Source organism: Pseudomonas sp. B414 (assembly GCF_055408445.1).
In genome coordinates this window covers 20392-45306 of sequence record NZ_JBUZTQ010000037.1, presented here as the reverse complement: position 1 = coordinate 45306, position 24915 = coordinate 20392, and the positions used below count along the sequence as shown (strand labels likewise).

Annotated in this window: 23 protein-coding genes; 16 read left to right on the top strand and 7 right to left on the bottom strand. The window is 57.4% G+C overall.

What is annotated here, in order from left to right:
* The 3 genes from ACZRMH_RS22040 to ACZRMH_RS22030 all read left to right on the top strand — a co-directional run.
* Nucleotides 1-693 (top strand): effector protein Tle3 domain-containing protein (locus ACZRMH_RS22040; RefSeq protein WP_464015281.1); only part of this gene is annotated, 693 nt, incomplete at its 5' end.
* Nucleotides 693-2276, top strand: a complete 1584-nt coding sequence (locus tag ACZRMH_RS22035; RefSeq protein WP_464015280.1) for a type VI lipase adapter Tla3 domain-containing protein — start codon at nt 693-695, stop codon at nt 2274-2276. The genes ACZRMH_RS22040 and ACZRMH_RS22035, both read left to right, overlap by 1 nt.
* Before the next feature lie 72 nt (nt 2277-2348).
* Entirely contained in the window at nt 2349-2612 is a 264-nt protein-coding gene (locus tag ACZRMH_RS22030) for a PAAR domain-containing protein (protein WP_464015279.1), read from the top strand.
* A 394-nt stretch (nt 2613-3006) separates the two neighbouring features.
* On the opposite strand, the gene ACZRMH_RS22025 is transcribed toward ACZRMH_RS22030, so the two are convergent.
* The gene (locus ACZRMH_RS22025; protein ID WP_464015278.1) at nt 3007-3417 is read right to left on the bottom strand and encodes a VOC family protein; all 411 of its coding nucleotides are present in this window, start codon (nt 3415-3417) and stop codon (nt 3007-3009) included.
* 225 nt (nt 3418-3642) lie between these two features.
* Between ACZRMH_RS22025 and ACZRMH_RS22020 the strand changes: the two genes are divergently transcribed.
* Together ACZRMH_RS22020 and ACZRMH_RS22015 are read left to right on the top strand one after the other, a co-directional pair.
* Nucleotides 3643-3804, top strand: a complete 162-nt coding sequence (locus tag ACZRMH_RS22020; protein WP_464015277.1) for a DUF2986 domain-containing protein — start codon at nt 3643-3645, stop codon at nt 3802-3804.
* Between the two features lie 3 nt (nt 3805-3807).
* Nucleotides 3808-4299: a GNAT family N-acetyltransferase gene (locus tag ACZRMH_RS22015; protein ID WP_464015276.1), complete on the top strand. Its 492-nt coding sequence runs from the start codon at nt 3808-3810 to the stop codon at nt 4297-4299.
* Here ACZRMH_RS22015 and ACZRMH_RS22010 read toward each other — a convergent pair.
* Nucleotides 4246-5676, bottom strand: a complete 1431-nt coding sequence (locus ACZRMH_RS22010; protein ID WP_464015275.1) for an amidase — start codon at nt 5674-5676, stop codon at nt 4246-4248. The two genes, ACZRMH_RS22015 and ACZRMH_RS22010, sit on opposite strands and share 54 nt — an antisense overlap.
* Before the next feature lie 13 nt (nt 5677-5689).
* Nucleotides 5690-7021 (bottom strand): MFS transporter, encoded by a 1332-nt coding sequence (locus ACZRMH_RS22005; RefSeq protein ID WP_464015274.1) that lies wholly within the window; start codon nt 7019-7021, stop codon nt 5690-5692.
* A 212-nt stretch (nt 7022-7233) separates the two neighbouring features.
* On the opposite strand from ACZRMH_RS22005, the gene ACZRMH_RS22000 reads away from it, so the two are divergent.
* The 10 genes from ACZRMH_RS22000 (at nt 7234) to ACZRMH_RS21955 (ending at nt 17940) form a co-directional block, all read left to right on the top strand.
* Nucleotides 7234-8271 (top strand): LacI family DNA-binding transcriptional regulator, encoded by a 1038-nt coding sequence (locus ACZRMH_RS22000; RefSeq protein WP_464015273.1) that lies wholly within the window; start codon nt 7234-7236, stop codon nt 8269-8271.
* A 329-nt stretch (nt 8272-8600) separates the two neighbouring features.
* Nucleotides 8601-9494, top strand: coding sequence for a nitrilase family protein (locus ACZRMH_RS21995; RefSeq protein WP_464015272.1), 894 nt, complete (start codon nt 8601-8603; stop codon nt 9492-9494).
* A gap of 12 nt (nt 9495-9506) precedes the next feature.
* Nucleotides 9507-10703, top strand: a complete 1197-nt coding sequence (locus ACZRMH_RS21990; RefSeq protein WP_464015271.1) for a hypothetical protein — start codon at nt 9507-9509, stop codon at nt 10701-10703.
* A gap of 118 nt (nt 10704-10821) precedes the next feature.
* Nucleotides 10822-11685: a MurR/RpiR family transcriptional regulator gene (locus tag ACZRMH_RS21985; protein WP_464015270.1), complete on the top strand. Its 864-nt coding sequence runs from the start codon at nt 10822-10824 to the stop codon at nt 11683-11685.
* 37 nt (nt 11686-11722) lie between these two features.
* On the top strand, nt 11723-12274 hold the full coding sequence (gene ddpX / locus ACZRMH_RS21980) for a D-alanyl-D-alanine dipeptidase (RefSeq protein WP_464015269.1): 552 nt from the start codon (nt 11723-11725) through the stop codon (nt 12272-12274).
* A gap of 148 nt (nt 12275-12422) precedes the next feature.
* On the top strand, nt 12423-14003 hold the full coding sequence (locus ACZRMH_RS21975; RefSeq protein WP_464015268.1) for an ABC transporter substrate-binding protein: 1581 nt from the start codon (nt 12423-12425) through the stop codon (nt 14001-14003).
* A gap of 74 nt (nt 14004-14077) precedes the next feature.
* Complete coding sequence (locus ACZRMH_RS21970) at nt 14078-15094, top strand: ABC transporter permease (RefSeq protein ID WP_464015267.1); 1017 nt, start codon at nt 14078-14080, stop codon at nt 15092-15094.
* Nucleotide 15095: 1 nt separating this feature from the next.
* Nucleotides 15096-15977 carry a D,D-dipeptide ABC transporter permease gene (gene ddpC / locus ACZRMH_RS21965; RefSeq protein ID WP_464015266.1) on the top strand — a complete coding sequence of 294 codons (882 nt, stop codon included), beginning with the start codon at nt 15096-15098 and terminating at the stop codon, nt 15975-15977.
* Between the two features lie 2 nt (nt 15978-15979).
* The gene (locus ACZRMH_RS21960; protein WP_464015265.1) at nt 15980-16969 is read left to right on the top strand and encodes an ABC transporter ATP-binding protein; all 990 of its coding nucleotides are present in this window, start codon (nt 15980-15982) and stop codon (nt 16967-16969) included.
* Nucleotides 16969-17940: an ABC transporter ATP-binding protein gene (locus tag ACZRMH_RS21955; RefSeq protein ID WP_464015264.1), complete on the top strand. Its 972-nt coding sequence runs from the start codon at nt 16969-16971 to the stop codon at nt 17938-17940. Before ACZRMH_RS21960 ends, ACZRMH_RS21955 begins: the two co-directional genes overlap by 1 nt.
* A gap of 77 nt (nt 17941-18017) precedes the next feature.
* Here the strand turns inward: ACZRMH_RS21955 and ACZRMH_RS21950 are convergent, their stop codons facing one another.
* The 4 genes from ACZRMH_RS21950 to ACZRMH_RS21935 form a co-directional block, all read right to left on the bottom strand.
* A complete protein-coding gene (locus tag ACZRMH_RS21950; RefSeq protein WP_464015285.1) occupies nt 18018-18863 on the bottom strand; it encodes an Hpt domain-containing response regulator in 846 nt (281 codons plus the stop codon).
* On the bottom strand, nt 18790-20247 hold the full coding sequence (locus tag ACZRMH_RS21945; protein WP_464015263.1) for a TolC family protein: 1458 nt from the start codon (nt 20245-20247) through the stop codon (nt 18790-18792). Before ACZRMH_RS21945 ends, ACZRMH_RS21950 begins: the two co-directional genes overlap by 74 nt.
* A 2-nt stretch (nt 20248-20249) precedes the next feature.
* Entirely contained in the window at nt 20250-21428 is a 1179-nt protein-coding gene (locus tag ACZRMH_RS21940) for an HlyD family type I secretion periplasmic adaptor subunit (protein ID WP_464015262.1), read from the bottom strand.
* A 62-nt stretch (nt 21429-21490) separates the two neighbouring features.
* Entirely contained in the window at nt 21491-23749 is a 2259-nt protein-coding gene (locus ACZRMH_RS21935; protein WP_464015284.1) for a type I secretion system permease/ATPase, read from the bottom strand.
* A gap of 447 nt (nt 23750-24196) precedes the next feature.
* On the opposite strand from ACZRMH_RS21935, the gene ACZRMH_RS21930 reads away from it, so the two are divergent.
* A complete protein-coding gene (locus ACZRMH_RS21930; RefSeq protein WP_464015261.1) occupies nt 24197-24877 on the top strand; it encodes a response regulator transcription factor in 681 nt (226 codons plus the stop codon).
* The last annotated feature ends 38 nt before the right edge of the window (nt 24878-24915 follow it).

The window sequence follows — 24915 nt, the reverse complement described above, 5'->3', positions numbered from 1 at the left end:
GGGATTTACCAGGCGACCGACACACTGGACCCGGTAGACGCGGCCATCGCAGTCAGCAACAAGGGCTGGACGCCTGAAGACACCCGTCATGCCAAGCACCAACTGATGGGCGAAGCCGCAGCCTTCAAATATGGGCGCACGCCTGCCAACGTTGAACAAGCCCTCAATGAAGGCAAGGAACAGGCACAGATGACTCATGTGTTCAGCGCCCGCGCAAAAGGGGATGGGCAGGTTCTGGTCACGCGCTCGGAAACGCCATACGAAGCGCGGCTGCGCTTGCAAAAGGATTACATCGAGCCGCTGTCGTTTCACTCAGCCATCCCCAACAACCCCGAGCATAGCCGTCAGGTGCTGGCTTATGACGTGGCAATTGGTGCGGGAGAGAGCGTGGATGATGTGACGTTTTATGCGTATTTGTGCCGGGTGGCAGATTGGCGGTTGGATTGGGAGGCCATAGATGACGATGGCCGGAGCCAGGCTGATACTGGAATTGAAGCACCTGATGACGATGTACTGGAATTCTATCGCTCCGAGAATGCGAATAATCGAAAACTAATTGACTCCACTGTGGAGTACACAGTAACAGGCGCATTCCCAAGTGCCGTAGTGGACAAAATGCCTTCATTGGTGGCCTCCCAAACTTTAGCAGAACGAAAAGCTGGAAAAGCAATGTTTCTAGGAGGTTCCGCCTAATGCGCTACGTAGCGGTGTGCCTAGCTATTACTAGTTTATTGCTAGTTCCTCATTCAATTCAAGCGGCGGACTCATCGCCAAAGTCCACCCACTGCTTTGTTAACCCAACCATGCCTGTAATTACAAACTCTTCAGCCAATAAGGACACCGTCATGTCTGTTGACGCACGTTATCGTGCTCCTACTACATCGCCACGCTTGGAAACTTTAGATATCCTCAGTATTGGCTTGAGCCTTGATGTCTTTCGCCAAGGACAGACTTGGCAGGCGTTGGCGGAACAAAGTGAAAATCAGACTGAGGCCCTGCATGTAGCAAGCATCTTGCCAATGGATCCAAATAAGTACCCTGTGACCGCTGATGATAAGGACATGGCTTGGAAAAAACGGAAATCAGATGCTCTGGAGTTAGGTCTAAAAGATTTTTTGGAGAAGTGGCCTGTTCCTACAGTCGGTGTAGTTCGCGGCTGGAACCCCAACACCCCCAACCTAAGGCGAACTCCAACCGAAGTATCTAGGATGTTAGCATCCATGGTGAACGGCCTTCGGACAAAGGCAGGTTTACATTGGCATCGAATCAGAAATTTGCAAGACGACTTTATCTGCAACGATACCCCAGAGGGACTTATAGAAAGCTTATTCCAGCTGTTTGAACGCAATCCAGATTTGCCAGCTGTGCTGGTTTATAACGTTGAAGGTTTCAACATGGCCCTAGCCCTGACAACTAGGGGTAATAAGCCAATAGGTGTTGGCACAGGCCCGAGACAACCCGGAGAACTCACCGACACCATGGTCGCCCTGATCGTAGGCCGCCCCGAACGTGTCGAATGGCTGCGTTATTACGCGCAATACGCCAAGGTCAACGATAACAAGATCGACCCTGAATTCCATGGCTGGGGCTGGAGAAAACCACCCGTTGAATTCCAACCCTCCGAGTTCATCCCACAACCCTGGACGCAACGCGCCTTCGAGCAATGGGACGCAATGCAAGTGTTGGCCAAAATTCACCGACCCGTCACTGTCTCACTCACACGCCCCGATACCGGTGAACGCTTGAAGCACGAGGCCCTGACCGCACAACTGGCCGCCGGCTGGAAAACTGCCACTGCTTCACTCACCCCCCAACCCGGCCGACTGTTTTACGACGGCGGCTTGAACCGCAGACCCATCACCGAGTTGTCCCCGGCACTGCGCGTTGCTCAGAGCACTCTTGACCTGCTCGACTCCCGGGAAAGCTACGACCTGACCCAACGTTTGGGCGACACCGGCTCCGCCTCACCTTTTGTCGGTATCGCCCTGGCAACAATGGCCAGTTACCTGAACGCCGACACCAGCGTCGTCATGCCCATGCGCCGCCAGGATCAGGCAACGATCATCCCGATTACATCCGCCACACCGGGCAAAAAACCTGTCAGTAATCCGTTCGGCGTCAACCTGATGCCACAAACGGCCAGCAGCGACGCCCCGGCGATTACACAGCCGCCAAGCCCTGCCCTGCCACCCATGCCGACAGTGTCCAATGACTACGCAATTGAAAAATTCTTGCTCAGTTTGAAGAGCAATGACAACTGGATGGATGAACTTTAAGAACGGTGTAGATACTGGTCTGATCGGTGCTGCCCAAAGTTGATATTAATTGTGCAAGGATATGTTCACCCCATGAAAGACATCATCCGCCTAGGCGACGCTACCACCCACGGTGGCGTCGTACTCGAAGCTTTCCCCAATACCGACCTCAACGGCAAGCCCATTGCCGGGATCGGTCATAACGTCAGTTGCCCTTTATGCAAAGGCATTTTCCCGATTGCCGAGGGCAGCGCGACGTATTCAGTTGATGGCATCGCCGTGGCACTGGACGGTATGAAAACCGCCTGCGGGGCCAGTCTTATTGCCAGCGACCCAAAAGGAGCGGTGAGTGGGTAGGTGCACACTCTGCACAACCGAAACAAACACCCCCCAGGAGCTGAAAACCCCTCCAACGGCACGCGGGAAAATGAAGGTTTGAAGCCGACCACCCCGCTCAGTGGCACGGGAATACGGATATCCATGCCACTCACTTCACGAGCAAAAAGCTGGGGCATGTGTCTGCGTGTAAACGGTGGTACGACGCCTGTTCCAAAGGTATCGGATAATGTTTTTTGGCGATCTGTACAACCTCTGGGCAGCCCCGGCAGATTGCCAATCAATGCACTCAGAGTGCCCTTAAACGCTGTTGGTGGTTAATAGCAGGCCTTCCAGAAAAGCTTCGCTATCGTCCAGCATTTCAGGGATGGATACGCCCTCGCTTCAGCAAATGACTTTTGCCTTAAGCAGCGCCCTATTCAGCAGGGCCTTTGAGCTCAACCTGATTACCGTCAGGGTCGAAGCAGTAAATCGAGGGACCAACCCCTTCGGCCCCGTATCGGGTAACCGCCTTTTCAGCAACGACTCCAGAAGCTTGCAAGTGAGCAAGGATCGCCTGCTCATCGAAGGGTTCGACTCGAAGGCAGAAATGATCGACATTACGTCGCTCTTTGCTAGGAGCACCTCCGCCCATGGCACCCAAGGGGCCATGAATGTCCACCAGATCGATCAGTGACCTGCCAGCGGCGAGGTGGATCATGCCCAATTGCTCGTTGCGCTTTGTGATCGGACATCCCAGAACCCGAGTATAAAAATCGACACTGCGCGCCATGTCCTCCACTCGCAGGACAATGTGGTCAAGATGCTGGACTCTGAAAATAGACATTGGATCGGCTCCTGAATAGAAACCCCCCGCCATGACTCAGCGGCACATACGAAGAGTAGACCTGACTGGGAACAATCAGGGGGATGGGGTGCAACTTGAAGCTGATGCATGGTCCGATGGTTTGCCCGGCATCTGCGCTGATGGCAGTGGTAATCAGCTGTTATTAGAAGTTTTTTGTCATTTCACGCTAACATCGTCATATGTATTCACACACCAGGCAAAAACATGAACCGTCGCAAGAAAATCAACCAGATATTGAAGGCCAACGCCAAGAAGGCTAGCGCCAAACTGGCACCGAAAAACAAGGTCAAGTACATCTGCAAGGCTGACCGTCTGAAACTGGCTGCCGAGGCCGAACAGGGCACCATCACTACCCCCGAGAGCTGAGATATGAGCCCGACCCGATTCCGCCAGGCCGCTGCCGAGGACGCCGAGCGCTGCTATCAGATAGAGATCGGTGCCTATGAAGGCGACGAAGCCGCCACCCTGGAAAAAATCCGCACCCGGATTGGCCAATATCCCCAGGGGTTTCTTATCCTTGAGCAGGGTGACGAGATTGTCGGTTTTATCAATAGCGGCTGTGCCCATGACGTGGTCATGTCGGATGAAGCGTTCAAGGAGCTGGTCGGCCACGATCCATTGGCCGCCAATGTGGTGATCATGTCCGTGGTTGTAGCTCCTGAGCACCAGGGCAAGGGTTTTTCAAAGTTGCTGATGGGCCAGTTTGTCGAGCTGATGCAGGGCCAGGGCAAGAAGACCATCCACCTGATGTGCAAGGAGCAGCATGTGACGCTCTATGCACGGATGGGCTACCAGTATGTCCAGCCGTCACCCTCCGAGCACGGCGGCATGGCCTGGCATGAAATGGTTATGCAGATCTGACTGTATTGGCGTGGGTTGTTCACGCTGCCTGCCCAATAACTCGATTACTACCTGCAACAACCGATCATCCTCCCCGGCAGCACCAGTCACCTGCAGCCCCACCGGCATCCCCCTCACCTGCCCTGCTGGCAGGCTTATTGCCGGTAGCCCGGTGAGATTCCAGGGGCTGGTGTGGCTGAGCACGGCGGCGCGGACATCAATGTCCTGCTCGCCCACTCGCACCTCGCGAGCATCGACCGCAGTTGCGGTAATCGGCACGCTGGGCGACACCAGAAAATCATAGCGCTCGAACAACCCCGCCATTACCGCTTTAAGCTGCACCTGGCAGGCCTGGGCACGAATATATTGCCAGCCGCGCACTTCCCGCGACAGTTCAAGGCGCTCGCGCACCTCCTGTTCAAACTTGTGCGGGGCCTGCTGCATGCGTTCGGCGTGCACATCGTACGCTTCGGCCCGTTGCAGGGTCAGCAAGGTGTCTTTCATGATTGCTGCCAGTGGCGCCAGTTCGTCCGTTTCCTGTAGCGCTTCACCAAACAATTGCCGCGCTGTTTGGTACACCTGCCAATCCACCTCGGCATCAACCGGGCCAAAAGTGCCCGTTTGAATCCAGCCGACCCGCAGCAGTCGGGGCTCGGCCGCAGGCGCACAGACGCGCCCAGCCACCACTTCAAACAGCAAGCGTGCATCTTCAACATTGTTGGCGATCGGGCCTACATGATCGAGGCTCGACGCCAGCGGGAATACCCCCTCCACCGGCACGCTGGCAAACGAAGGTTTGAAGCCGACTACGCCGCACAGCGCCGCCGGAATACGGATCGAACCGCCCGTGTCAGTGCCCAGCGCCAATGGCACCATGCCGCTGGCGACGGCTGCCGCACTGCCAGCACTGGAGCCGCCGGTGATGCAACCCTCATCCCACGGATTACGCGCCGCGCCTTGCAGCGAGCGATCGCCGGTGGGGCCGTAGGCGAATTCATGGGTCAGGGTTTTGCCGATAATCACCGCGCCAGCTTCGCGTAAACGCTGCACGCACAGCGCATCGGTGTCCGGTCTGAAACCTTCGAAGTGCGCCGAACCGTAGGTGGTGACGTAATCAATCGTGTCGATATTGTCCTTCACCGCTATCGGAATGCCGTGCAGCGGCCCCAGATCCTGGCCTTGAGCGAACAGCTCGTCCGCAATACGGGCCTGTGCCAGGGCAATGGGTGCATCGACCTGAACAAAGGCGTTCAAGATGGGGTTCAGGCGCTCGATGCTGTCCAGGGCAGCCTGGGTCAGTTCGACGCTGGTCAGGCTGCCCGCGCGCAGGCGCTCGGCCAGCGCAACAACCGATTGGCCACAAAAATATCCCGCATGGGGAGGCTTCACCAGGCTCATTTAAACAACTCCATCAAGCAACGGCAGGGATAGGGGAAGGCACTGCCTTACGACCACCTGGGCGCACCATCAGCATGGCGCTCATGCCCAGCGCCGTAGCCACGGCGGCAGCCACAAACATCGACGAGTAACCGTAGCGAACGGTCAGGTAGCCGGTGAGCATCGGGGCGATAAACGAAGCGGTGTTGGCGATAAAGTGGGTCATGCCGCTGTAGGCCCCTACGCGGTTGGACGGCGCGGTGTCGATCACCACGGCCCAGTACACCGAGTTGGGCAGCGCGTTCAGGGCGTTGGCCAGGGTCATCAGGGCAATCACGCCCCACACGGTCTGGGCCTGGGACACCAGAATAAAACACAGGGTGGTCAACAGCAGGCAGGTCGCGGCCAGCCAGCTGCGCGCCACTTTCAGGTTGCCGGTACGGCGCAGCAGCAGGTCGGAGATCTTGCCACCCAGCAGTACGGTAAAGCAGGCACCCGTCCAGGGAATCATGCCCATGTACCACAGCGACGACAGGTTGTAGTGGAACTCGTCCTGCAGGTATTTGGGGGTCCAGGTCAGCAGCAGGAAGGTCACATACACAAACGCGAAGTAACCGACTGCATTAAGCAGTAGGTCCTTGTTCTTGAAGAAGTGCCACACCGGGGTAACGCTGGTGGTTGGCGTCGAGGCATTGACCGCTTCGGCGCGTTCCTTGCGCAGAAAATCCAGCTCGGCCTTGGACACACGGGGGTTTTCATCGGGGGTGTTGGTAAAGCGCGTCATAAAGAAAATCAGCAGCGCCAGACTCACCACACCAAGGATTACGAACATACTGCGCCAGTCACCGGTAAGCGTTTGCAGCCCGACAGCCACCGGCGCGGTGAGCAGTGCGCCCAGCGGCGTGCTGAGCAGGCCGACCGACACCACAAAACCGCGTTCCTTGGGCGTTGCCCAGTTGGCCACGCTCTTGTTGATAACCGAGTACGCCGGGCCTTCGGCAAAGCCGAACATGACGCGGATGGTGGCGAAACCGGCCATGGCCGAACCACCAAGAAACGCCAGCCCGAAGTCACCGGCGAACGCCGTGGCGATCTCAAAGATCGACCAGGTGCCACCGGCAATCAGCCAGATACGCTTGGCGCCAAAACGATCGGCCAGAATGCCGCCAACCAACGCACCGAGGATATAGCCGTAACCGAAGTAACCCAGCACATTGCCCCAGTCGGCCTTGTCGAAGCCGTACTCGGGAAGGATGCTCGCCGACGCATAGGCAATCGCGCCACGGTCGATGTAATTGAGCAAGGCCATCAGCATGATCAGGAAGAAAATCTGGTAGCGGAAGGACGGGATTGCGCAGTTATTCATGGGAATCTGACTCTTCAAATGATGGCAGAAGTCAAAAAGTCGGCCGCGTCCGGCGTATTTTTATTGTTTTACCCAAACGTTTGGGTTGGCAAAATGTAGATCGCCGAAAAAATTTAGTCAAACGTTTGGGTGATGTTTTATTTGCGGGTAGCTGCGCGCTATTCGGGTAAACTTTGCGCGCCGAATAACGGACTGCCGGAAGCTGCTCAACCATGCCCAATCCCTCTCGTCCCGCCACCCTGAAATCCATGGCCAGCGCCCTTGGCATTCACGTCTCCACGGTATCGCGGGTCCTCAATGGCGACCCGGCCGGGGTCGAGCGCGCGGCGTCGGCCGAGGTGGTCGAGCGTATTCGAGCATTGGCCAAAGAGCTGGATTATCGGCCGAACACGCAGGCATCTAACCTGAAGTTGCGTAAAAGTCAGGAAATCTGCGTACTGATGCCGCGCCTTACCGACCTGGTGATGGCAACCATTTACGACAGCATCGACAGCACGGCTGAACAGGCCGGCTACCTGACCTTTGTGGCCAATACCGACGACCAGCAATCGCGGCAGATGGCCCGTGCCGAGCATGCCTTACGCCGCTCGGTGGCCGGGTTGATCGTGGGTGACTCCCATGTCGGTGATAACCAGCCCCTGCTCGACCTGCTGACCCGCAAGCACATCCCTTACGTGCTTGTCAGCCGGCAAGTGGCCGGGCACCTGGCGGCGTGCACTGACGATGAACTGGGGGGCTGGCTGGCGGCCGAGCATCTGTACCAGCGAGGCTGTCGCGATGTAGCGATTCTGGCGGGTGAACGGCATGCCTCCACCGGCGCTGATCGCACCCGTGGCTTTACCCGCTTTTACCGTGAACAAGGCATCTGCCTGCGCCCGGAGTGGACCCTCAACGGGCCGTTCGACAGCCTGACCGGGCACCGCCAGGGCGAGTACTTGTTGGGGCTGAATCCGCGGCCGCAGGCGTTTTTTGCGGTCAACGACTTTCTCGCCATCGGCCTGATGGGCGCAGCGCGGGACAAGGGTTTGATGCCAGGCAAAGACATTGCCGTGGTCGGTTTCAACGACACGCCGCTGGCCAATGAACTGATGGTGCCGCTGACCAGCGTGCGCCTGCCGTTGGCAGAAATGGGGCAGCATGCCGTGGAGTTGCTGCTCAAGCGGATCAAGGGCGAAGCCTGCGAATCGATTATTTTGACTCCGCAGTTGCAGGTGCGAGCGAGTTCTTCACAGGTGCGTAGCGCTGACTGAGGGCTGGCCCTCAGCCCTCCCCGCCATCACACCCTACTCCACTCCCCGCTTGATTGGCCTCGACAGGCCAAGCCTGCCTGCAAGGCAAACGCAACGATCACGGTAGCCAATAAAGCGAAGTAGCGATTCTGTCCGACCTGGTACACAGCCTCTGGTCGCTTGAAGGTAAAACGCCTTTACCTTGCAGTCCATACATACAAATCACTCATGCTATATGCCAATGGACTACAAGCTGAACGGAACCCGGCGATAGACACCAGCACAGGCAACTCTTCTTACTAAATGACCGCCGCAAGGTGGAACCATAAAAACAAGAAGAGGTGTCAGTCATGAGCGAGTCTGTCGCTGTCAGCCCGGTACGCGTTGCAGTTATCCAGTTTGATCCGCAAGTAGGTACCCAAAATACCCAAACCAATTTGGAAAACAGTCTGGATCTGGCGCTACAAGCGGTCGAAAACGGAGCGAATCTGATTGTGCTGCCGGAGTTGGCCAACACCGGCTACCTGTTCGCCAATCGTAAGGATGCCTTTGACCACGCCGAAACTATTCCCGACGGCCCCAGCCTCCAGGTCTGGAGCGGATTTGCACAACACCATCAGGTTTATCTGGTAGCAGGCCTGGTCGAGCAGGACGATATGCAGCTGTTTGACACGGCGGTGTTGCTGGGGCCGGACGGGTATATCGGGAAGTACCGCAAAGCGCATTTGTGGAACCAGGAAAAGCTCTGGTTCACCCCTGGCGATATCGGCTTTCCAGTATTTGAAACCCCGATCGGACGTATCGGCCTGCTGATTTGCTGGGATATCTGGTTCCCCGAAGTACCCCGCCTGCTGGCGCAGCAAGGCGCGGACATTATTTGCAGCCTGAACAATTGGGTCTGGACGCCACCGCCACTGTTCGACGCCTCGGGTAAATGCATGGCTACGTATCTGACGATGACGGCTGCCCACGTCAACAACGTCTTTATTGCTGCGGCCAACCGTATTGGCCAGGAGCAGGATGCGCGTTATCTGGGCTGTTCGCTGATTGCCGGCACCAATGGTTGGCCCATCGGGGAAGTGGCTCCGGCAGACGAGCAGACCATTTTGTACGCCGACATCGACCTGTCCACCGCTCGCAGCGCGCCGATCTGGAACAACCTGAACGACCTGCTGCGTGACCGTCGCACCGATGTATATGACGAAATGCTTGGCTATGGCCATCACTTTCGTTTACCTCGTTGATCGGGGGCAGTCATGGAAAACATCTATAAAAAAGAGGCTTCAGGATCTGCTGCTCGTCTGCTGATTTTTTGGGTTGCCATAGTGTTGGTGATTGGCACAGTTACCGCTTGGGTGGCCGTAGGCCACTCCGCAACCAACACCGCTTACTGGCCTGCCTACAGCGATATGATGAACAGCATGCCATCCCCCTGGGCCTGGCTGCGCTGGGTGGTAGGCGATATCAGCGAGGTCGCGTTTTACAAACATGAACTCGCCTCACTGGGTTTGTTGCTCGGGGGCGCGCTGGGTTACTGGGCCAGTCGCTATGCGCAAGCGTGGCAAGGCTTCAGCATCAGTTATGGCAGCGGATTGTGGCCATGGCTGGTGACCAGCTCACTGCTGGGGCTGCTGTTGAGCAATGCCCTGTGGGGCTGGACCCTGACCGCTGATACCTGGCAACCCACCTTCGCTGCTTTTGTGTCACTACCCGCGGCGATGGTGCTGTTGTTTGGCGGTGGTTGGAAAGTCACCCTCAATGGAGCAATCCTTGGCGCGCTGCTGGTCACGCCGTCCTGTCTGCTAATCGTTAACTTTGTGTGCGTGCCCTTGGGTTTGCCGGTGGTCATTGGCAATGTGCTGGGCATGGCGCTGGGCAGCGTGGCGGCCTTTGTGCTGTGTCGGCGTTTTCCAGCGCTGGTGACACCCAAGCATGAGCAGACGCCAGAAAACCCACCTTCCAGCCCTGAGAAAAAACCGGACTATGGGGTGGTGTGGACATTGCGTCGCGTGCTGGCGGACTTCTCGGAAGCGCCGTTTTATGGCAATGAGTGGGCCAGTTTGGGGATGCTTGCGGGGGTGTTGCTGGCTTACACCTTGAACCCGTTAAGCCCTGCGTATGGTTCTGGCTTGCTGTTGCACATGGTCGCGGCTCAAACGTTGACCTCATTGGTGGGCGTCATTGTCTGGCGTCAGCAATGGCAAAAACGCGGCTGGTATCCCACGTATGTACCACTGGTTTCAGTCGTGCCTGCTGCGGTGTTGACCTATGGTGGCGGTTACACGGTCATGATTGCCAGCGCACTACTCGGCGCCTTGATCGCACCGCCACTGGCCTGCGCCATTGCTCAGCGATTACCCAAATACCTACACCCGTATATCGGCAATGTGCTGTCGATGGCGCTGAGTACCTTGCTGATCGTGCCTCTAATCGGTGTGATGGTCACACAGTAGCCCCTCATAACCCACTCGCCATAAAAGCCATTGTGTTATTTCGAAAACAAATGTTATGTTGCTAACACGCAATAAACAAATGACACACCAATAACAACCACAATGTCGGCGTACTCCTATGACCATGGAAAAGAACAGCTTTGTGCAATTGCTGGAACAGGAGTTCTCCAACCTGACCCCCACCGGCAAGCGTATCGCCAGCTATTTGCTGGGCAATCCACAACAGCTACCGTTCGAGTCCGCCGACAGCATTGCCCAGCAGGCCAGCACCACCGGCATTTCCGTCGGGCGCTTCCTGCGTTCTCTGGGTTACCAGAACCTCGATGAGGTCAAGCAAAGCCTGCGCGGTGAGGCTCCCACCTCCTGGCTGATCACCGACCGCATTGGTGCCTTTCGCGCCGAAAACAGCAGCGACGATGCCCTCGACCGCTCCCAGCATCGCGAGATCGAGGCCATCCAGCAGGTTTACAGCCTGGCCCGCAGCGATGCGTTTGCCCAGATCGTGCAGCGCCTCCACGAAGCCGACGCGGTGTTTATCCTCGGCATCCAGTCCACCCGCGGGATTCTCACGGCCTTTCATAGCCACCTCGAATACATTCGCCCCAAGGTCTACTACGTTGACGGTTTGTCGGGTATCTATGCCGAAACCCTGAACTCCGGTTTCGCCAACCCCTACGCAATCATTGCCGACTTCCGCGCCTATTCCAGCGTGACCCAGACCTTCTGCGACGCGGCCATCGAGCACAACTTGCCTCTGGCCCTGATCACCGACTTGCAATGCCCCTGGGCGCGGGATTACCCGACCCTGGACCTTCTGCAGATCAAAACCGATGTGGGCCAGTTCTGGGATTCCCCGGCGCCACTGGCATGCCTGTTGAACCTGATGGTGTCCGCCGTTGCGGAAAAATACGGCGAGCATCTGGATCAGCGTCTGGCGAAAAACCGTCAACTGCAAAAAGCCTTTGGCCAGTTCGAAGGCTGAGCCATTGCCTCAAACGCATTAACACTGGAGAGTTTGTGTGAATCAAAGCGTTGCCAACCCAAGCCCGCTCGTCGAGATCGATGCGCAGCAGTTTCAGGTGCAGATCGAAATGATCTACGCCACTGCCGACAATCTGGCCGGCAAAGTCATTTACCCGACCACCCGTTGCCTGTTGCACCGTGATGCCGCCGAGTGTTTGCGCAAGGCCGTCGAGCTGGCCAGCCTGGCGGGCTTTACCCTGCGAATCTATGACGCCTATCGGCCACCCTATGCGCAGTTCCTGTTATGGGAAGCCTTGCCCAATGGCGACTATGTGCGCGACCCGCATCTGGGCTCGCATCACAGTCGCGGGGTTGCCGTGGACCTGACGTTGGTAGACAGCGACGGCCAGCCACTGGACATGGGCACCGCCTTCGATGCGATGGAAGACAAGTCCCATCAGTTCTACCCCGATCTGGCGGTCAATGTGCAGCGCAATCGCTTGCTGCTGCTGGGCATCATGCTGATCGCCGGCTTCCATGCGATCGCCACGGAGTGGTGGCATTACGAATTACCAAACGCCGACGACTACCCCTTGCTGCACGAGTAAAGCGGCCCACGAAACCGCAGAGTTTCGCGCCAGATCACTGTTTAAAGACAACAACAAAAACGCTGCACGAATGCTTCACCTGCTACTGCCCGGTTATAGATTCCAAAAATAAACCACTTCCAGACATCGAATGTTGAAGGAAACCGGCATGACCCTTATCAAGACCGTGAACCGCAAGCCCTCTGTTCGCCTCGGCAAACTGCTGCCCGGCCTTCTGTGCGCAGCCCTCAGCCTTGGCGCCTGGCAGGCCGCAACAGCCGCCACCGCACAGGACACCCTGATCATCGGCAAGCCTGCCGACCCGCAGACCCTGGACCCGGCCGTAACCTTCGACAACAACGACTGGACCATCACCTATCCGTCCTATCAACGGCTGGTGGGCTACAAGATCGACGGTGAAAAGAGCAGCACCGAAGTCCAGGGCGATCTGGCCGACAGCTGGACCGTGTCGCCGGATAATCTGGTCTGGGAGTTCAAGCTCAAGCCCGGCAACAAATTCGATGACGGCACTGAAGTAGACGCTAACGCCGTGAAGTTTTCCTTTGACCGTCTGATGACCCTCAAGCAAGGGCCGTCCGGTGCATTCCCGGAAGATATGCAGGTCACCGTGGTTGATCCGCAAACCATCCGCTTTACCCTCAAGACCCCGTTCGCACCGTTCCTGTTTACCCTGGCCCACAACGGCGCCTCGATCGTCAACCCGCTGGTGGCCAACAAGGGTGCTGAGGCCAATGCCTGGCTCTCCAGCCATACCGCAGGCTCTGGCCCGTACCGTCTGGCCAGCTGGCAGAAAGGCCAGTCCCTGACCATGGAGCCCAATCCCCACTACGCCGGGGCCAAGCCTGCGCTGAAAACCGTAGTGCTGAAGATCATCGCCGAGCCTTCGGTGCGCCGCCTGCAACTGGAACGCGGTGACCTGGACATCATCGAAGACATGCCCGAAGACCAGTTGGGCTCACTGGCCAGCAAGCCCGGTGTAGTGGTCAAGGAGTACCCGTCGCTGCGGGTCACCTACCTGTACCTGAACAACAAGCAGGGCCCGCTGACCAATGTCGATGCACGCCGGGCAATCACCGAAGCGGTGGACTACAACGGCATCGTCAAGGGCATTCTCAAAGGCAAGGCCGAACTGCTCAACGGACCAATCCCGGACGGCATGTGGGCCTACGACAGCTCGCTGCCGCCGATGAAACAGGACATGCAGGCCGCTGCGGACAGCCTGGCCAAGGTGCCGAAAAAAATCACCCACCTGAGCTACATGTACTCGGACAAGGACGCCAACTGGGAGCCGATCGGCCTGACCCTGCAAGCGGCCCTGATGCCGCTGGGCATCAACCTCAAGCTGGAGAAGACCGCCAATGCCACCCTGCGTGAACGGGTTGGCCAGGCCGACTATGACATCGCCGTCGGCACCTGGAGCCCGGACTTCGCCGACCCGTACATGTTTATGAACTTCTGGTTCGACTCCAAGATGCAGGGCCTGCAAGGCAACCGCTCGTTCTACAGCAACCCGCAGGTCGATACCCTGATCCGCGAAGCGGCAACCACCAGCGACACGGGCAAGCGCACCGAGCTGTACCAGCAGGCGCAAAAACAGGTACTCGCCGACAGCGCTTACGTTTACCTCTTCCAGAAGAGCTACACCCTGCCAATGCGTGATTCGGTCAAGGGCTATGTGTTCAACCCCATGCTTGAGCAAGTGTTCAACCTGGGCAGCATGAGCAAGTAAAGCGGTTGCTGGGTGCGCGTCAGCAATGGCGCGCACGGTTGTGGATTTCTGTCGTTAGAGTGACTGAGGTGCCTATGGCCTTCCTGACGTTGTTGCGCAAGCGCCTGCTTGGCCTGTTGCTGGTCGTGTTCGGTGTTTCGCTGATTACCTTTACCATTTCCCACCTGATTCCTGGCGACCCCGCCCGGCTGATCGCCGGTGACCGGGCCAGCGATGCACTGGTGGCCGGCATCCGCCATCAACTGGGGCTGGATTTGCCGCTGTACCAGCAATACGGCCGTTACGTGCTGGACCTGGTGCAGGGCGACCTTGGTACTTCGATCCGCACCAATCGCCCGGTGCTGGAAGACTTGCAGGCGTTCTTCCCCGCCACCCTGGAACTGGCACTGGTGGCGCTGTTTCTGGCCATCCTTGTCGGCGTGCCGCTGGGCGTACTGTCGGCGGTCTACCACAACCGCGCCATCGATCAGATTGCCCGTACCCTGGCCGTCACGGGCATCTCGACCCCGGCGTTCTGGCTGGGCCTGGGCGCGATTGTGCTGTTCTACGGTCACCTTGGCTGGCTGCCCGGTGGCGGGCGTCTGTCCGAGGGGCTGACGCCACCCTCGACGATTACCGGCTTTTACCTGATCGACTCGTTGCTGGCGGGTAACTTCAGCCTGTTTGTCGATGTGCTCAAGCATTTGATCCTGCCCGCCGCCACGTTGGGTTTTGTGACCCTGGGGGTGATCTCGCGGCAGATCCGCTCGGCCATGCTCGACCAACTGGGCGAGGACTATATCCGCACCGCCCGCGCCTATGGCCTGTCGAAATGGACCGTGATCCTGCGCCATGCCTTGCCCAATGCGCTGATTCCTTCGGTGACCGTACTCGGCCTGACTCTGGGCGACCTGCTCTACGGCGCAGTGCTGACCGAAACCGTATTCGCCTGGCCGGGCATGGGTGCCTATGTGGTCAAGTCGATCCAGTCCCTGGATTTCCCGGCAGTGATGGGCTTCGCCATCCTGGTGTCGTTTATCTATGTACTGCTGAATATGGCCATCGATCTGCTGTACCGCGTGATCGACCCGCGTATCGGCGAGGTGAATTGAAATGTCCGTGCCCCTGACCACAGCGCTCAGCCCGCGCTGGAGTGAAAAGTTCACCTACCTGGCCTACCAGATCCGCCGCAGCCCGCTGACCATGGCCGGCCTGTTCATCACCCTGATGGTGCTGATATGCATGATCTTCGCCCCGTGGCTGGCCAGCCACGACCCCAATGCCCTGAACCTGGCCGAGCGCCTGGCGCCGCCGTCGAGCGAGCACTGGTTCGGCACCGACGAAGTGGGCCGCGACCTGTTCAGCCGGGTACTGTACGGCAGCCAGCAATCGGTGGGCGTCGGCCTGTTCGTGGCCTTTGCCTCGTGCTTTATCGGCGGCCTGCTGGGCTGTTTTTCCGGAGTGATCGGCGGGCGCTTTGATGCCCTGACCATGCGCCTGATGGACATCATGCTATCAGTGCCGTCGCTGGTACTGATCATGGCCCTGGCCGCTGCGCTGGGCGCCAGTCTGTTCAATGCCATGCTGGCAATTACTCTGGTACGGATTCCATCCTATGTGCGCCTGGCCCGCGGTCAGGCCCTGAGCATCCGCCAGATGGGCTATGTGAAAGCTGCAGAGACCTTCGGCGCCAAGCGCTGGCATATGGTGCACTGGCATGTGGCGCGTAACGCCATGCCGCCGCTGCTGGTGCAACTGAGCCTGGATATCGGCAGCGCCATCCTGATGGCTTCTGCCTTGGGCTTTATCGGCCTGGGGGCACAACAGCCCACCGCCGAATGGGGCGCGATGGTTGCCACTGGACGCAACTTTATCCTCGACAACTGGTGGTACTCCACCTTCCCGGGGCTGGCGATCCTGATCACTGCCACCGGTTTCAACTTGCTGGGCGATGGCGTGCGCGATCTGCTCGACCCACGGCAACAGGGGAAATGACCATGACTACTTGCAACCCAGTATTGGCCATCGACAACCTGAGCCTGGAATTTCCGGCCTACCAAAGCAGCGTCAAGGCCTTGAACGGCGTGTCACTGCACGTCAACCCCGGGGAGATTGTCGGCGTGGTTGGCGAGTCCGGCTCAGGCAAATCGGTGACGGCCATGTTGAGCATGCGCCTGCTGCCGGAGCGCAGTTATCGCATCACCTCCGGCAGCCTGAGCATGCTCGACCGGGATATGCTCAACGCCCCTGAAAAAGACCTGTTGAAGATTCGTGGTCGCGACGCTGCGATGATTTTCCAGGAGCCGATGACCGCCCTCAACCCGACGCGGCGCATCGGCCGGCAAATGCTCGACGTGATCATTCATCACCAGAAAATCAGTACCCGCGAGGCCCATGCCAAGGCCGTCGCCCTGCTGCGCGACATGCATATCGCCAGCCCCGAACAGGTGCTGGACAGCTATCCCTTCGAATTGTCGGGCGGCATGCGCCAGCGGGTGATGATTGCCCTGGCGTTCTCCTGCGAGCCGCAACTGCTGATTGCCGACGAACCCACCACCGCCCTCGACGTCACCGTGCAACGCCAGGTGTTGTTGCTGCTGCGCGAAAAGGCCCGGCAAAAAGGCACCGCCATCCTGCTGATCACCCACGACATGGCGCTGGTGTCGCAGTTCTGCGACCGGATTTATGTGATGTACACCGGCGCAGTGGTGGAACAGGGCCTCACCGATGATGTGATGAGCAACCCGCAGCATCCCTATACCCGGGGCTTGCTCAGCGGCCTGCCGGAGATGGTCGAACCGGGCCAGCCCTTGCTGACCATACCGGGGCAAGTGCCCAACCTGTCACGCCTGCCCGCCGGCTGCACCTTTGCCGAGCGCTGCGGCCATGCGATGCCGGTGTGTAGCGAGCGCCCGGTGCTGACCGCCATCAACCATGATCAACAACGTAAAAGCGCGTGCTGGTTGCCGCAACAGGAGCTTTCGTGATGAACAGTGCGTTGATCCATCCCGCCAGCAACACTGGCCGCGAGATTCTCAAACTCACCGATGTCCGTGTGCGCTTCCCTGTCAGCAATGACTGGCTGGGGCGCCCCCGTGGCTACGCCCATGCACTCAACGGCATCGACCTGCAGGTGCGCACTGGAGAAACCCTGGGCATCGTCGGCGAGTCCGGTTGCGGCAAAAGCACCCTGGCGCAGTTGCTGATGGGTCTGCTCAAGCCCAGCAGCGGGCAACTGAGCTGGGCCAATGGGCACAAGGGCGAAGGCAGCAGCAACGTGCAGATTGTGTTCCAGGACCCGCAATCGTCGCTCAATCCGCGCCTGCCGATCTGGCGCATCATCACCGAGCCGCTGTATGCCCGGGGCATGCGCTCAAGTGAGCAGATGCGCAGCATTGCCGCCAAAGTAGCGGCCCAAGTAGGTATCCGCCCCGAGTACCTGGACCGTTTCGCGCATCAGTTTTCCGGAGGCCAGCGCCAACGTATCGCGATTGCCCGGGCACTGTCATCGGATCCGGACATTATCGTGCTCGACGAACCGACTTCGGCACTGGATATCTCGGTGCAGGCGCAAATCCTCAACCTGCTGGCCGATTTGCAACGGGCACGCAACCTGACCTATATCCTGATCTCCCACAACGTCTCGGTAGTCCGCCATATGGCTGACCGCGTGGCGGTGATGTACCTGGGGCAGATCGTTGAGCTGGGCAGCGCCGCCCAGGTCCTCGATCAACCACGCCATCCTTACACTCGCCTGCTGTTCGAAGCCGTGCCAAGGCTCGGGGTGCCCTTGCATGCGGAACAGGTTGCTGCGCCTACCGAGTTGCCCGGCAACCGCCAGTTGCCGCAGGGATGTTTCTTTCTGGAGCGTTGCGCCTCGAGCAGGGACGGCTGCAAGCAACCGCAGGTGATGCGTGGCGGTGAACATCAGCGGGTCAGGTGTCATGTCATGGGCTGATGATTGCCGCCCACCCAGGTCAGCGCAGTAAATTGCGCTGACCTTTTGAGTTGGCACATGTGTACGACATGCTGTATTTAACGGTCTTGCAACAACCGCTCTTCAAGTACCTGAAGCCCGCTCAGCACCACTGCGATCTGTGCCTGACAGGCTTGCCCTGCCCCCTGCAAAGCCAGCGTTTGCAGTGTTTCACAGGCTTGCATCAACGCTCGCTCGTCTGCTAAAAGTGCCCCTCCGAGTAATCTGTGTGCCAGTCTGGCCAGCCCCTCAAAGTCGTTGCTCTGTACCCATTTCGCCAGCTTGACGGCATCTTCACGGTGGCTTTTAACCATTTTATCCACCAGTGGACCGTAAGCCTCAGGGCACAGCAGCCTGATTTTCTGCAATTCACCACCCGAGGTACTTGCTGCGGCCAGCAATCGGCGCTCGCGTTCCTGCGCCAGCGCATCAATCATCGGCATCAACACTGCAAAGCGGATCGGCTTGCACAGGCAAAACGTCATCCCTGCGCTCATACTCTGCTCAACACTGTGAGCCTGGACACTGCCCGTCAGGCCAAAGATCGGATGGTTGCGTTGTGCAAGTCCTCGCTCCCAATCACGCATCCTGCAGGTGAGTTCGTAACCACTCATAAGTGGCATCTTGCAATCAGTAATGGTCAGGTCGAATGCCAGAGCCGCTCCCTTCCAGACTTGCAGAGCACTTGCACCATCGTTGCAGATCACCACTTCATAGCCCGGGCGCTCCAGTTGAGTTTTCAACAAAAGCCGGTCCAGTGCACGGGCTGCGACCACAAGAATTTTTAACCGTTGGGCCGGTGGGACGTCAGGGGCTGTTACACACTTTCGCTCACTCACTACCTTGCAACCATTGAGCAAGCATGCCTGCACTGGCGTACTGACGCACAATGGCCTGATACCCATCGAAGCGATTGGTGATTTCACTGACCTGATTGCCGTGATGATCACTTTCGGCCATTAGCACATCGAGCAATGTACGCTTGCCCAAGTGGTACCACTGCTGGTGAAAAGCATCGCGGATGCGATCCGACTCAGCGGACAGCTCACGGTATAGCTCGGCACGCTCAAGCTGGGTACGGGCGTCCTTGTCTGCTGCAAGGATACGAAACTCCAGTTCTCGGCGTTGTTGCGCGATATCGAATCGCCCGGCATCGGCACGTTGCAAGGCTGCACGCTCCGATGCCCGTATCGAGCCGCCACGGAACACACTCCATCCCATGGCCAGACTGGCTTGCCAGGGTTGTTCTCGGCCCAATGCATCCGTGGCGGTGCTTTTACTGATGCCCAAATTCAACTGAGGCAACCCGGAGGCACGCACCGCCTCGGCCTGCAGCTCGGCAGACTCGACTTGCGCAATAGTCTGGCGAATGGCCGGATGGTTGCTAGCGGCGGTCAGTAACGGTTCGAGCTTGGCCAGACCGATATTCCATTCCTTGGTAAGCGGTATGGGAACCACCCGCTCACCCACCAACTTGCTCAAGGTCATCTCTGCAAAGCGCATCTTGGCCTCGGTTGCATCATGCAACGCCTGTGCTTGCAGCAGACGGGCCTTGGCCTGGGTCAGTTCACTGGTCCGCCCCGGGTCCACCGCTACAATGCCCGCGAGCATTTTGACCAGGTCCTGCATACGGCTGGAAAACTGCTGACCAAGGTCACTGATGATGCGCTGTTTACCGAGTTCAATGAGTGTCGAAAGCACTTCATGACTGGTGGTTTCGATCTGCGCTGCGAGTTTTTCATCAGCGGCGACTCCGAGTTTTTCGCGGCTGCCGATGGTTTTGCTGACACGGCCCCAGTCATATAACAGGGTGGTCACCGTCAGGTTGATGCTGGCGCTGTTACCCTGATTTTTTAAGCCCTTGCCAAACTGTACCGGCTGGCTTTTGCTGCCAATATCGACCTGCGGCCAGCGCTGCCCTTTTGCTTCGTCGATATCCCACACGGCAACCTGCTGCTCGGCTTGCGAGCGCGAAACCTCAGGACTGCGCTGGATTGCTGCGTCCACGGCACGCTGGAATATCCTGCGTAACTCTACCTCAGACGGTCCGATGACCGGCTGACCACTTCGGGCCCGGTTTGCCATTCGGGCTGGCAAACCCATAAATTCAAGGGCCGAAACGCTATGGGTTGGTTGCGCGGCAACAGACGGTGCATGGTGGGGAGTGCCCCCTGTTGCCGGCTTGGCGGTGTCGGCCTTTGCTGGCTTGATACACAGTTCCATGGCCAGACAAACCACCGCCACCTGGATAACGGGCGCCACTTGAACGCACTGGATAAAAGGTTTCATTTCTATCGTTCCCGGAACGCTTCGCGTGCCTTGAGCACGGGCTTGAGCAGGTAATCAAGAATGGTTTTTTCGCCCGTGCGGATTTCCACGGTCGCAACCATGCCGGGAATGATGGGCAAGGATTTGCTGCCCGCTTGCAGGTGGCTGTTATCCGTCAGGATCAGAACGCGATAATAGGAATCGTCAGAGCGACCGGACGCGGCCTTCTGATCATCCTTGAGCGTGTCCGGGCTGATATGCTCGACCACTCCCTTAAGCCCGCCGTAAATACTGAAGTCGTACGCGGTAATTTTCACCGTAGCGGCAAGGCCCGGACGCAAAAAAGCCACATCGGCCGGGCGAATTTTTCCTTCGACCAGCAGTTGCTCCTCCAGTGGAATGATTTCCAGAATCTGCTCACCAGGCCGTATAACGCCGCCGCGAGTGTTGACCCGTACATTTTTTACGGTGCCGTGTACCGGCGCATAAACTGTCGTGCGTTCGACAACGTCCGCACGCCCCACCAGGTTTTCAGAGGTTTGCGACAGTTCCATCTCGAACCTGGCCAGCTCTGCGTTGGCTTCGGCCTGGTAACGGTTCTTGCGCTCAACGATCTGCGATTTGATTTCGTTGGCCTGACGTTGCATCCGCAGGATTTCCACGTCGGACATCAGGCCCTTGGCTGCCAAAGGTTCAGACAGTTTGATTTCGCCCATGGACAATGCGTAGCTGCGCTCCAGAACCGAGAGGCTTTCAGTCAACGCTTGTTTGCGGGCGTTATAAGCCTGGGTTTCCTGTTGAACAACGGCCTTGTCGCCCTTCACCATCTCATCGAACTGCAGCGGTTGCTGGTAGGCCTCGGCACGCAGCCGGGCAATACTGGCCTTGAGACCAATGACTTTGGACAGGACCTCACGATAACTGGCCACGGCTCGGGTCGAATCAATCTTGAGCAAGACCTGGCCCTTCTCCACAACATCGCCTTCGCGCACCATCATTTCGGTGAGAATGCCGCCCTCAAGGCTCTGGATAAGTTGCTCTCGACTCTTGGAAATGACCTTCGCTTCGCCCAGGGTGACTTCTTCAACCCGGGCAAAATTGGCCCAGAACACCCCTGCGAACAGAACTGCGCCAATCAGGTACAGCACCCGTTTTGAACCGGGAGTGTTTTGCGCCAGTAACGACTCCTGGACATCGTTCATGTAGGCCGCATCACCTGGCTGCAAGTCAGCGGATGGATTTCGCCTGAATAATTTCCTGAGCATCAAACTTTCTCCACTGCAAGTGGAGCCGTATCAGGCGACTGTACGTCCTGGGCATGAGCAGGTTTGACTGTAGAAGTCGCATTGCTGCTCATCGCCGCAAGGATGGCGGCCTTGGGACCATCGGCGACTACCTTGCCATCGTCCACCACCAGAATGCGCTCAACCAGGCTCAGTAATGAGGAGCGGTGGGTAACCACTACCAGCGTTTGCCCTTCAGTTGCCCGCTGCAGGTGCTGTAGAAATACAGCTTCAGTCTGGGTGTCCATGGCGCTGGTCGGTTCGTCCAGCAACAGCAGTTTTGGCCTGGCCAGCAAGCTGCGCGCCAGAGAAACCAACTGACGCTGGCCACCCGACAATCCTTCGCCCATTTCACCAATGGGCAGGTTGATACCTGCGGGATGCCGCGCCGCAATATGGTCCAGACCACTGAGTTGCAACACGCGCAAAAACTCCCGCGCTGTGGCTTCAGGCCGGCCGATCATGACGTTCTCGCGCAAAGTGCCGTAGAACAGGCGTGCATCCTGACCGACGTAGCCGACAGCCTTGCGCCAGTCGGCGGGATCAATCTGGTTGACGTCCAGCCCGTCGGTGAACATTTGGCCACCGACGGGCGAATACAGCCGCGCCATTACCCGCAAGAGGGTCGACTTGCCGCTGCCAATTCGCCCGAGAATAGCGACTCGTTCTCCCGGTTTGATCGTCAGGTTGATACCTTTCAACACCGCAGGATTAGGTTGCATGGGCGGCGCAGGGTAAGAAAAATCTACGCTCTTGAGCGTGATCTGCCCACTGAGGGTTGGTTTGGCGAGGTACTCACGAGTGCAGTCACGATCAACCGGCATCGCCATCAAGCTATTGAGTGACGTCATGGCTGCCTTGGCCTGCTGGAATCGTACGGCCAGGCCAACAACCTGACTCAGCGGCGCAGTGGCACGAGCTGACAACATCACGGTCGCAATCAATGCCCCCATGGTCATATCGCCAGCACTGATCAGATAGACCCCGATCACGACCAATGCAACCGACTGAACCTGCTGCAAAAACGTCACCGCTCCGGTGGCCAGACTCGACAACTGCCGGGACTTCATCGATGTGGCCGCGGCCAAGGCACTGAAATTATTCCAACGGCGCTGCATGTAGGCCTCACCACCCACCGCCTTCAGGGTTTCCAGGCCTTCAACAGACTCAATCAGTACGCCTTGCTTGAGAGAGGACTCGCGCAGGTTTTCTTTCATGACCCGGGCCAGCGGCCATTGAATAGCAATGCTGATGATGAGGATCAGCGGTATCAATAACAACGGCACCCAGCCTAAAGGACCACCTATGGCGAAGATCACACCAACAAACATCAGCACAAAGGGCAAATCGGAAATGGTTGCCAACGTTGCCGAGGTGGCGAAATCGCGAACTGATTCGAACTCGCGTAACTGATTGGCAAAGGACCCTGAAGACGCAGGCTTGTGTTCCATCTGAATCGACAGCGCCTGGCGGAATAAGAGGGCTCCCAACACCAGATCGGCCTTCTTGCCAGCCATGTCCAGCAAGTGCGCCCTGACGTAACGGGCAACGGCTTCGAAAACCATAGCAATCACCACGCCAATGGCCAACGACCAGAGGGTTATAAACGCCTGGTTGGGCACAACCCGGTCGTACACGTTCATGGTGAAAAAGATACTCGCCAGCGCCAGCACGTTGATCAATACGGCGCCGATAGCTGCACTGCGGTAGTAACTGCGATAGCGCCACAGGGTGCTCAATAACCAGTGGCCCGCCGGCTTCGCAACTTCTTCGCCCGCGCGCATGTCCACTTTCGCCCTGGGCTTGGCGAGAATGGCAAAGCCGGAATAGGACTCGTCAATAAACGACTGCGTGACCTCTACCGGTTCGTTGCTGACCTCCGGCAATATTACCTGGTACAGACAAGCACGCTTTTTTTCATCTTCCGGGTCCAGACGTCGCCCCAGGAGAATGCAGCCACCCTGCTCCTTGCGCAGCAGGATCATGGGTACCAATTGCTTGGGCAATGCGAGCGCAATGCGCTCTACCAATCCTGCGGACAAACCGGCGCTGGCAAGGCTTGCAAGTGCCAATGAAGGGGAAAGCAGCCCTTCTTTTGGCAGACCTGCTGTCAATGCTTGTATCGAGCGGCCTACGCCGTAGTGATCACAGAGCCATGCAACGCTTTGCAATAAAGTGTCCGGAATACTTGTTTGAGAGGCAGGCTGTTCCTGTGCGTCCCCCTGAGAATAAGAGGGCATACTTTTAGTTGGCATCAATGAGTCCTGAGCTTAACTCGTCTACGGCGAGCGTCATAAATAGTTTTTTTGCAAATGCTTTTTATTCCGTCAGAACGGATGAAACCTTTCACTCCCAATGAGAAGATTTTTACAAATGATGCAGCCCGGCTAAACAAGATTTGTCTTAAATTGAAGCTGCCATATAGTACGAATCAGATGTAAGAAAATTCTTAAACTAAAAAATATATCAATTCGAACCGATATACTCCCCGCCGTGACGCTTCACAAAGCAGAAGCCCCAAAGTTATTCCATTACAAATTTAAACAGGGCACCAACACCTAATGGAAAGACTGCTGAAGGATGTAAAGAAGACAGCACAAAAGGGTTTTCACATATAGGGGGGCGACGACGACAACGTAGGAAAAATCCCAAAAAATGCTTTAACAACAACCAAGAGTCTTTCAGACATGAGATGGTCAGTTATATCGCCGTTACGTATTGTCCTTCTGGATGATCATCCGCTCATCAGAGATTCGCTGAAAATTCGTCTGGATCTGGAAGCAGATTTCAAAGTACAAGCCGTGTATTCAACGAGCCGGGGGTTGCTTGACGGCCTGTCTGAGACAGCAGTTGACCTGGTGGTTCTTGACTACCAGTTGAGCGAGGGGGAAATTGATGGTTTACGTCTGATCCAGTCAGTGCGCAGGCACTATCCAGCGGTGAAAATCGTGATTTTCTCATCATCAGAAAAGGCCGCCACCGTCAATATAAGCCTTCGTGCGGGCGCCAATGGTTTCGTCGGAAAATCCCAGGAAACCGAAGAGCTGCTGCGCGCTATTCGAATGGCCGCTTTGGACCGATTTTATCTGGCCCCTGCGATGGCATTCGAGTTGGAAAAGCTTCCGGCAGCGCATTTGCCACTTGCAGGATCAAACATTGATAGCGATTTAACACTCGCGAACCACCCTGAACTTTCGCCCAAGGAAATCGAAGTGTTGCGCTGTTGCCTGGAGGGGATGTCGGTCTCTCAAATTGCCGCAAAATTCGTACGTAGCCCTAAAACAATCAGTGGTCAAAAACAGTCCGCACTCAGAAAACTTGGAGTCCGTACTGATACGGAACTGTTCAAGCTTCAGGCCCGTCTTTAAGATACCTGACTACATTATGGAGAGTTCCAACCTTCGAT

Coding starts and splice junctions, on each gene's coding strand:
- ACZRMH_RS21985 (WP_464015270.1), top strand. CDS start 10,822: ATGACCATGGAAAAGAACAGCTTTGTGCAATTGCTGGAACAGGAGTTC.
- ACZRMH_RS21945 (WP_464015263.1), bottom strand. CDS start 20,247: ATGAAACCTTTTATCCAGTGCGTTCAAGTGGCGCCCGTTATCCAGGTG.
- ACZRMH_RS22010 (WP_464015275.1), bottom strand. CDS start 5,676: ATGAGCCTGGTGAAGCCTCCCCATGCGGGATATTTTTGTGGCCAATCG.
- ACZRMH_RS21950 (WP_464015285.1), bottom strand. CDS start 18,863: ATGGGTATCAGGCCATTGTGCGTCAGTACGCCAGTGCAGGCATGCTTG.
- ACZRMH_RS22035 (WP_464015280.1), top strand. CDS start 693: ATGCGCTACGTAGCGGTGTGCCTAGCTATTACTAGTTTATTGCTAGTT.
- ACZRMH_RS22005 (WP_464015274.1), bottom strand. CDS start 7,021: ATGAATAACTGCGCAATCCCGTCCTTCCGCTACCAGATTTTCTTCCTG.
- ddpC (WP_464015266.1), top strand. CDS start 15,096: ATGTCCGTGCCCCTGACCACAGCGCTCAGCCCGCGCTGGAGTGAAAAG.
- ACZRMH_RS21960 (WP_464015265.1), top strand. CDS start 15,980: ATGACTACTTGCAACCCAGTATTGGCCATCGACAACCTGAGCCTGGAA.
- ACZRMH_RS22000 (WP_464015273.1), top strand. CDS start 7,234: ATGCCCAATCCCTCTCGTCCCGCCACCCTGAAATCCATGGCCAGCGCC.
- ACZRMH_RS22015 (WP_464015276.1), top strand. CDS start 3,808: ATGAGCCCGACCCGATTCCGCCAGGCCGCTGCCGAGGACGCCGAGCGC.
- ACZRMH_RS22025 (WP_464015278.1), bottom strand. CDS start 3,417: ATGTCTATTTTCAGAGTCCAGCATCTTGACCACATTGTCCTGCGAGTG.
- ACZRMH_RS22030 (WP_464015279.1), top strand. CDS start 2,349: ATGAAAGACATCATCCGCCTAGGCGACGCTACCACCCACGGTGGCGTC.
- ACZRMH_RS21940 (WP_464015262.1), bottom strand. CDS start 21,428: ATGAACGATGTCCAGGAGTCGTTACTGGCGCAAAACACTCCCGGTTCA.
- ACZRMH_RS21955 (WP_464015264.1), top strand. CDS start 16,969: ATGAACAGTGCGTTGATCCATCCCGCCAGCAACACTGGCCGCGAGATT.
- ACZRMH_RS22020 (WP_464015277.1), top strand. CDS start 3,643: ATGAACCGTCGCAAGAAAATCAACCAGATATTGAAGGCCAACGCCAAG.
- ACZRMH_RS21995 (WP_464015272.1), top strand. CDS start 8,601: ATGAGCGAGTCTGTCGCTGTCAGCCCGGTACGCGTTGCAGTTATCCAG.
- ACZRMH_RS21975 (WP_464015268.1), top strand. CDS start 12,423: ATGACCCTTATCAAGACCGTGAACCGCAAGCCCTCTGTTCGCCTCGGC.
- ACZRMH_RS21930 (WP_464015261.1), top strand. CDS start 24,197: ATGAGATGGTCAGTTATATCGCCGTTACGTATTGTCCTTCTGGATGAT.
- ACZRMH_RS21970 (WP_464015267.1), top strand. CDS start 14,078: ATGGCCTTCCTGACGTTGTTGCGCAAGCGCCTGCTTGGCCTGTTGCTG.
- ACZRMH_RS21990 (WP_464015271.1), top strand. CDS start 9,507: ATGGAAAACATCTATAAAAAAGAGGCTTCAGGATCTGCTGCTCGTCTG.
- ACZRMH_RS21935 (WP_464015284.1), bottom strand. CDS start 23,749: ATGCCCTCTTATTCTCAGGGGGACGCACAGGAACAGCCTGCCTCTCAA.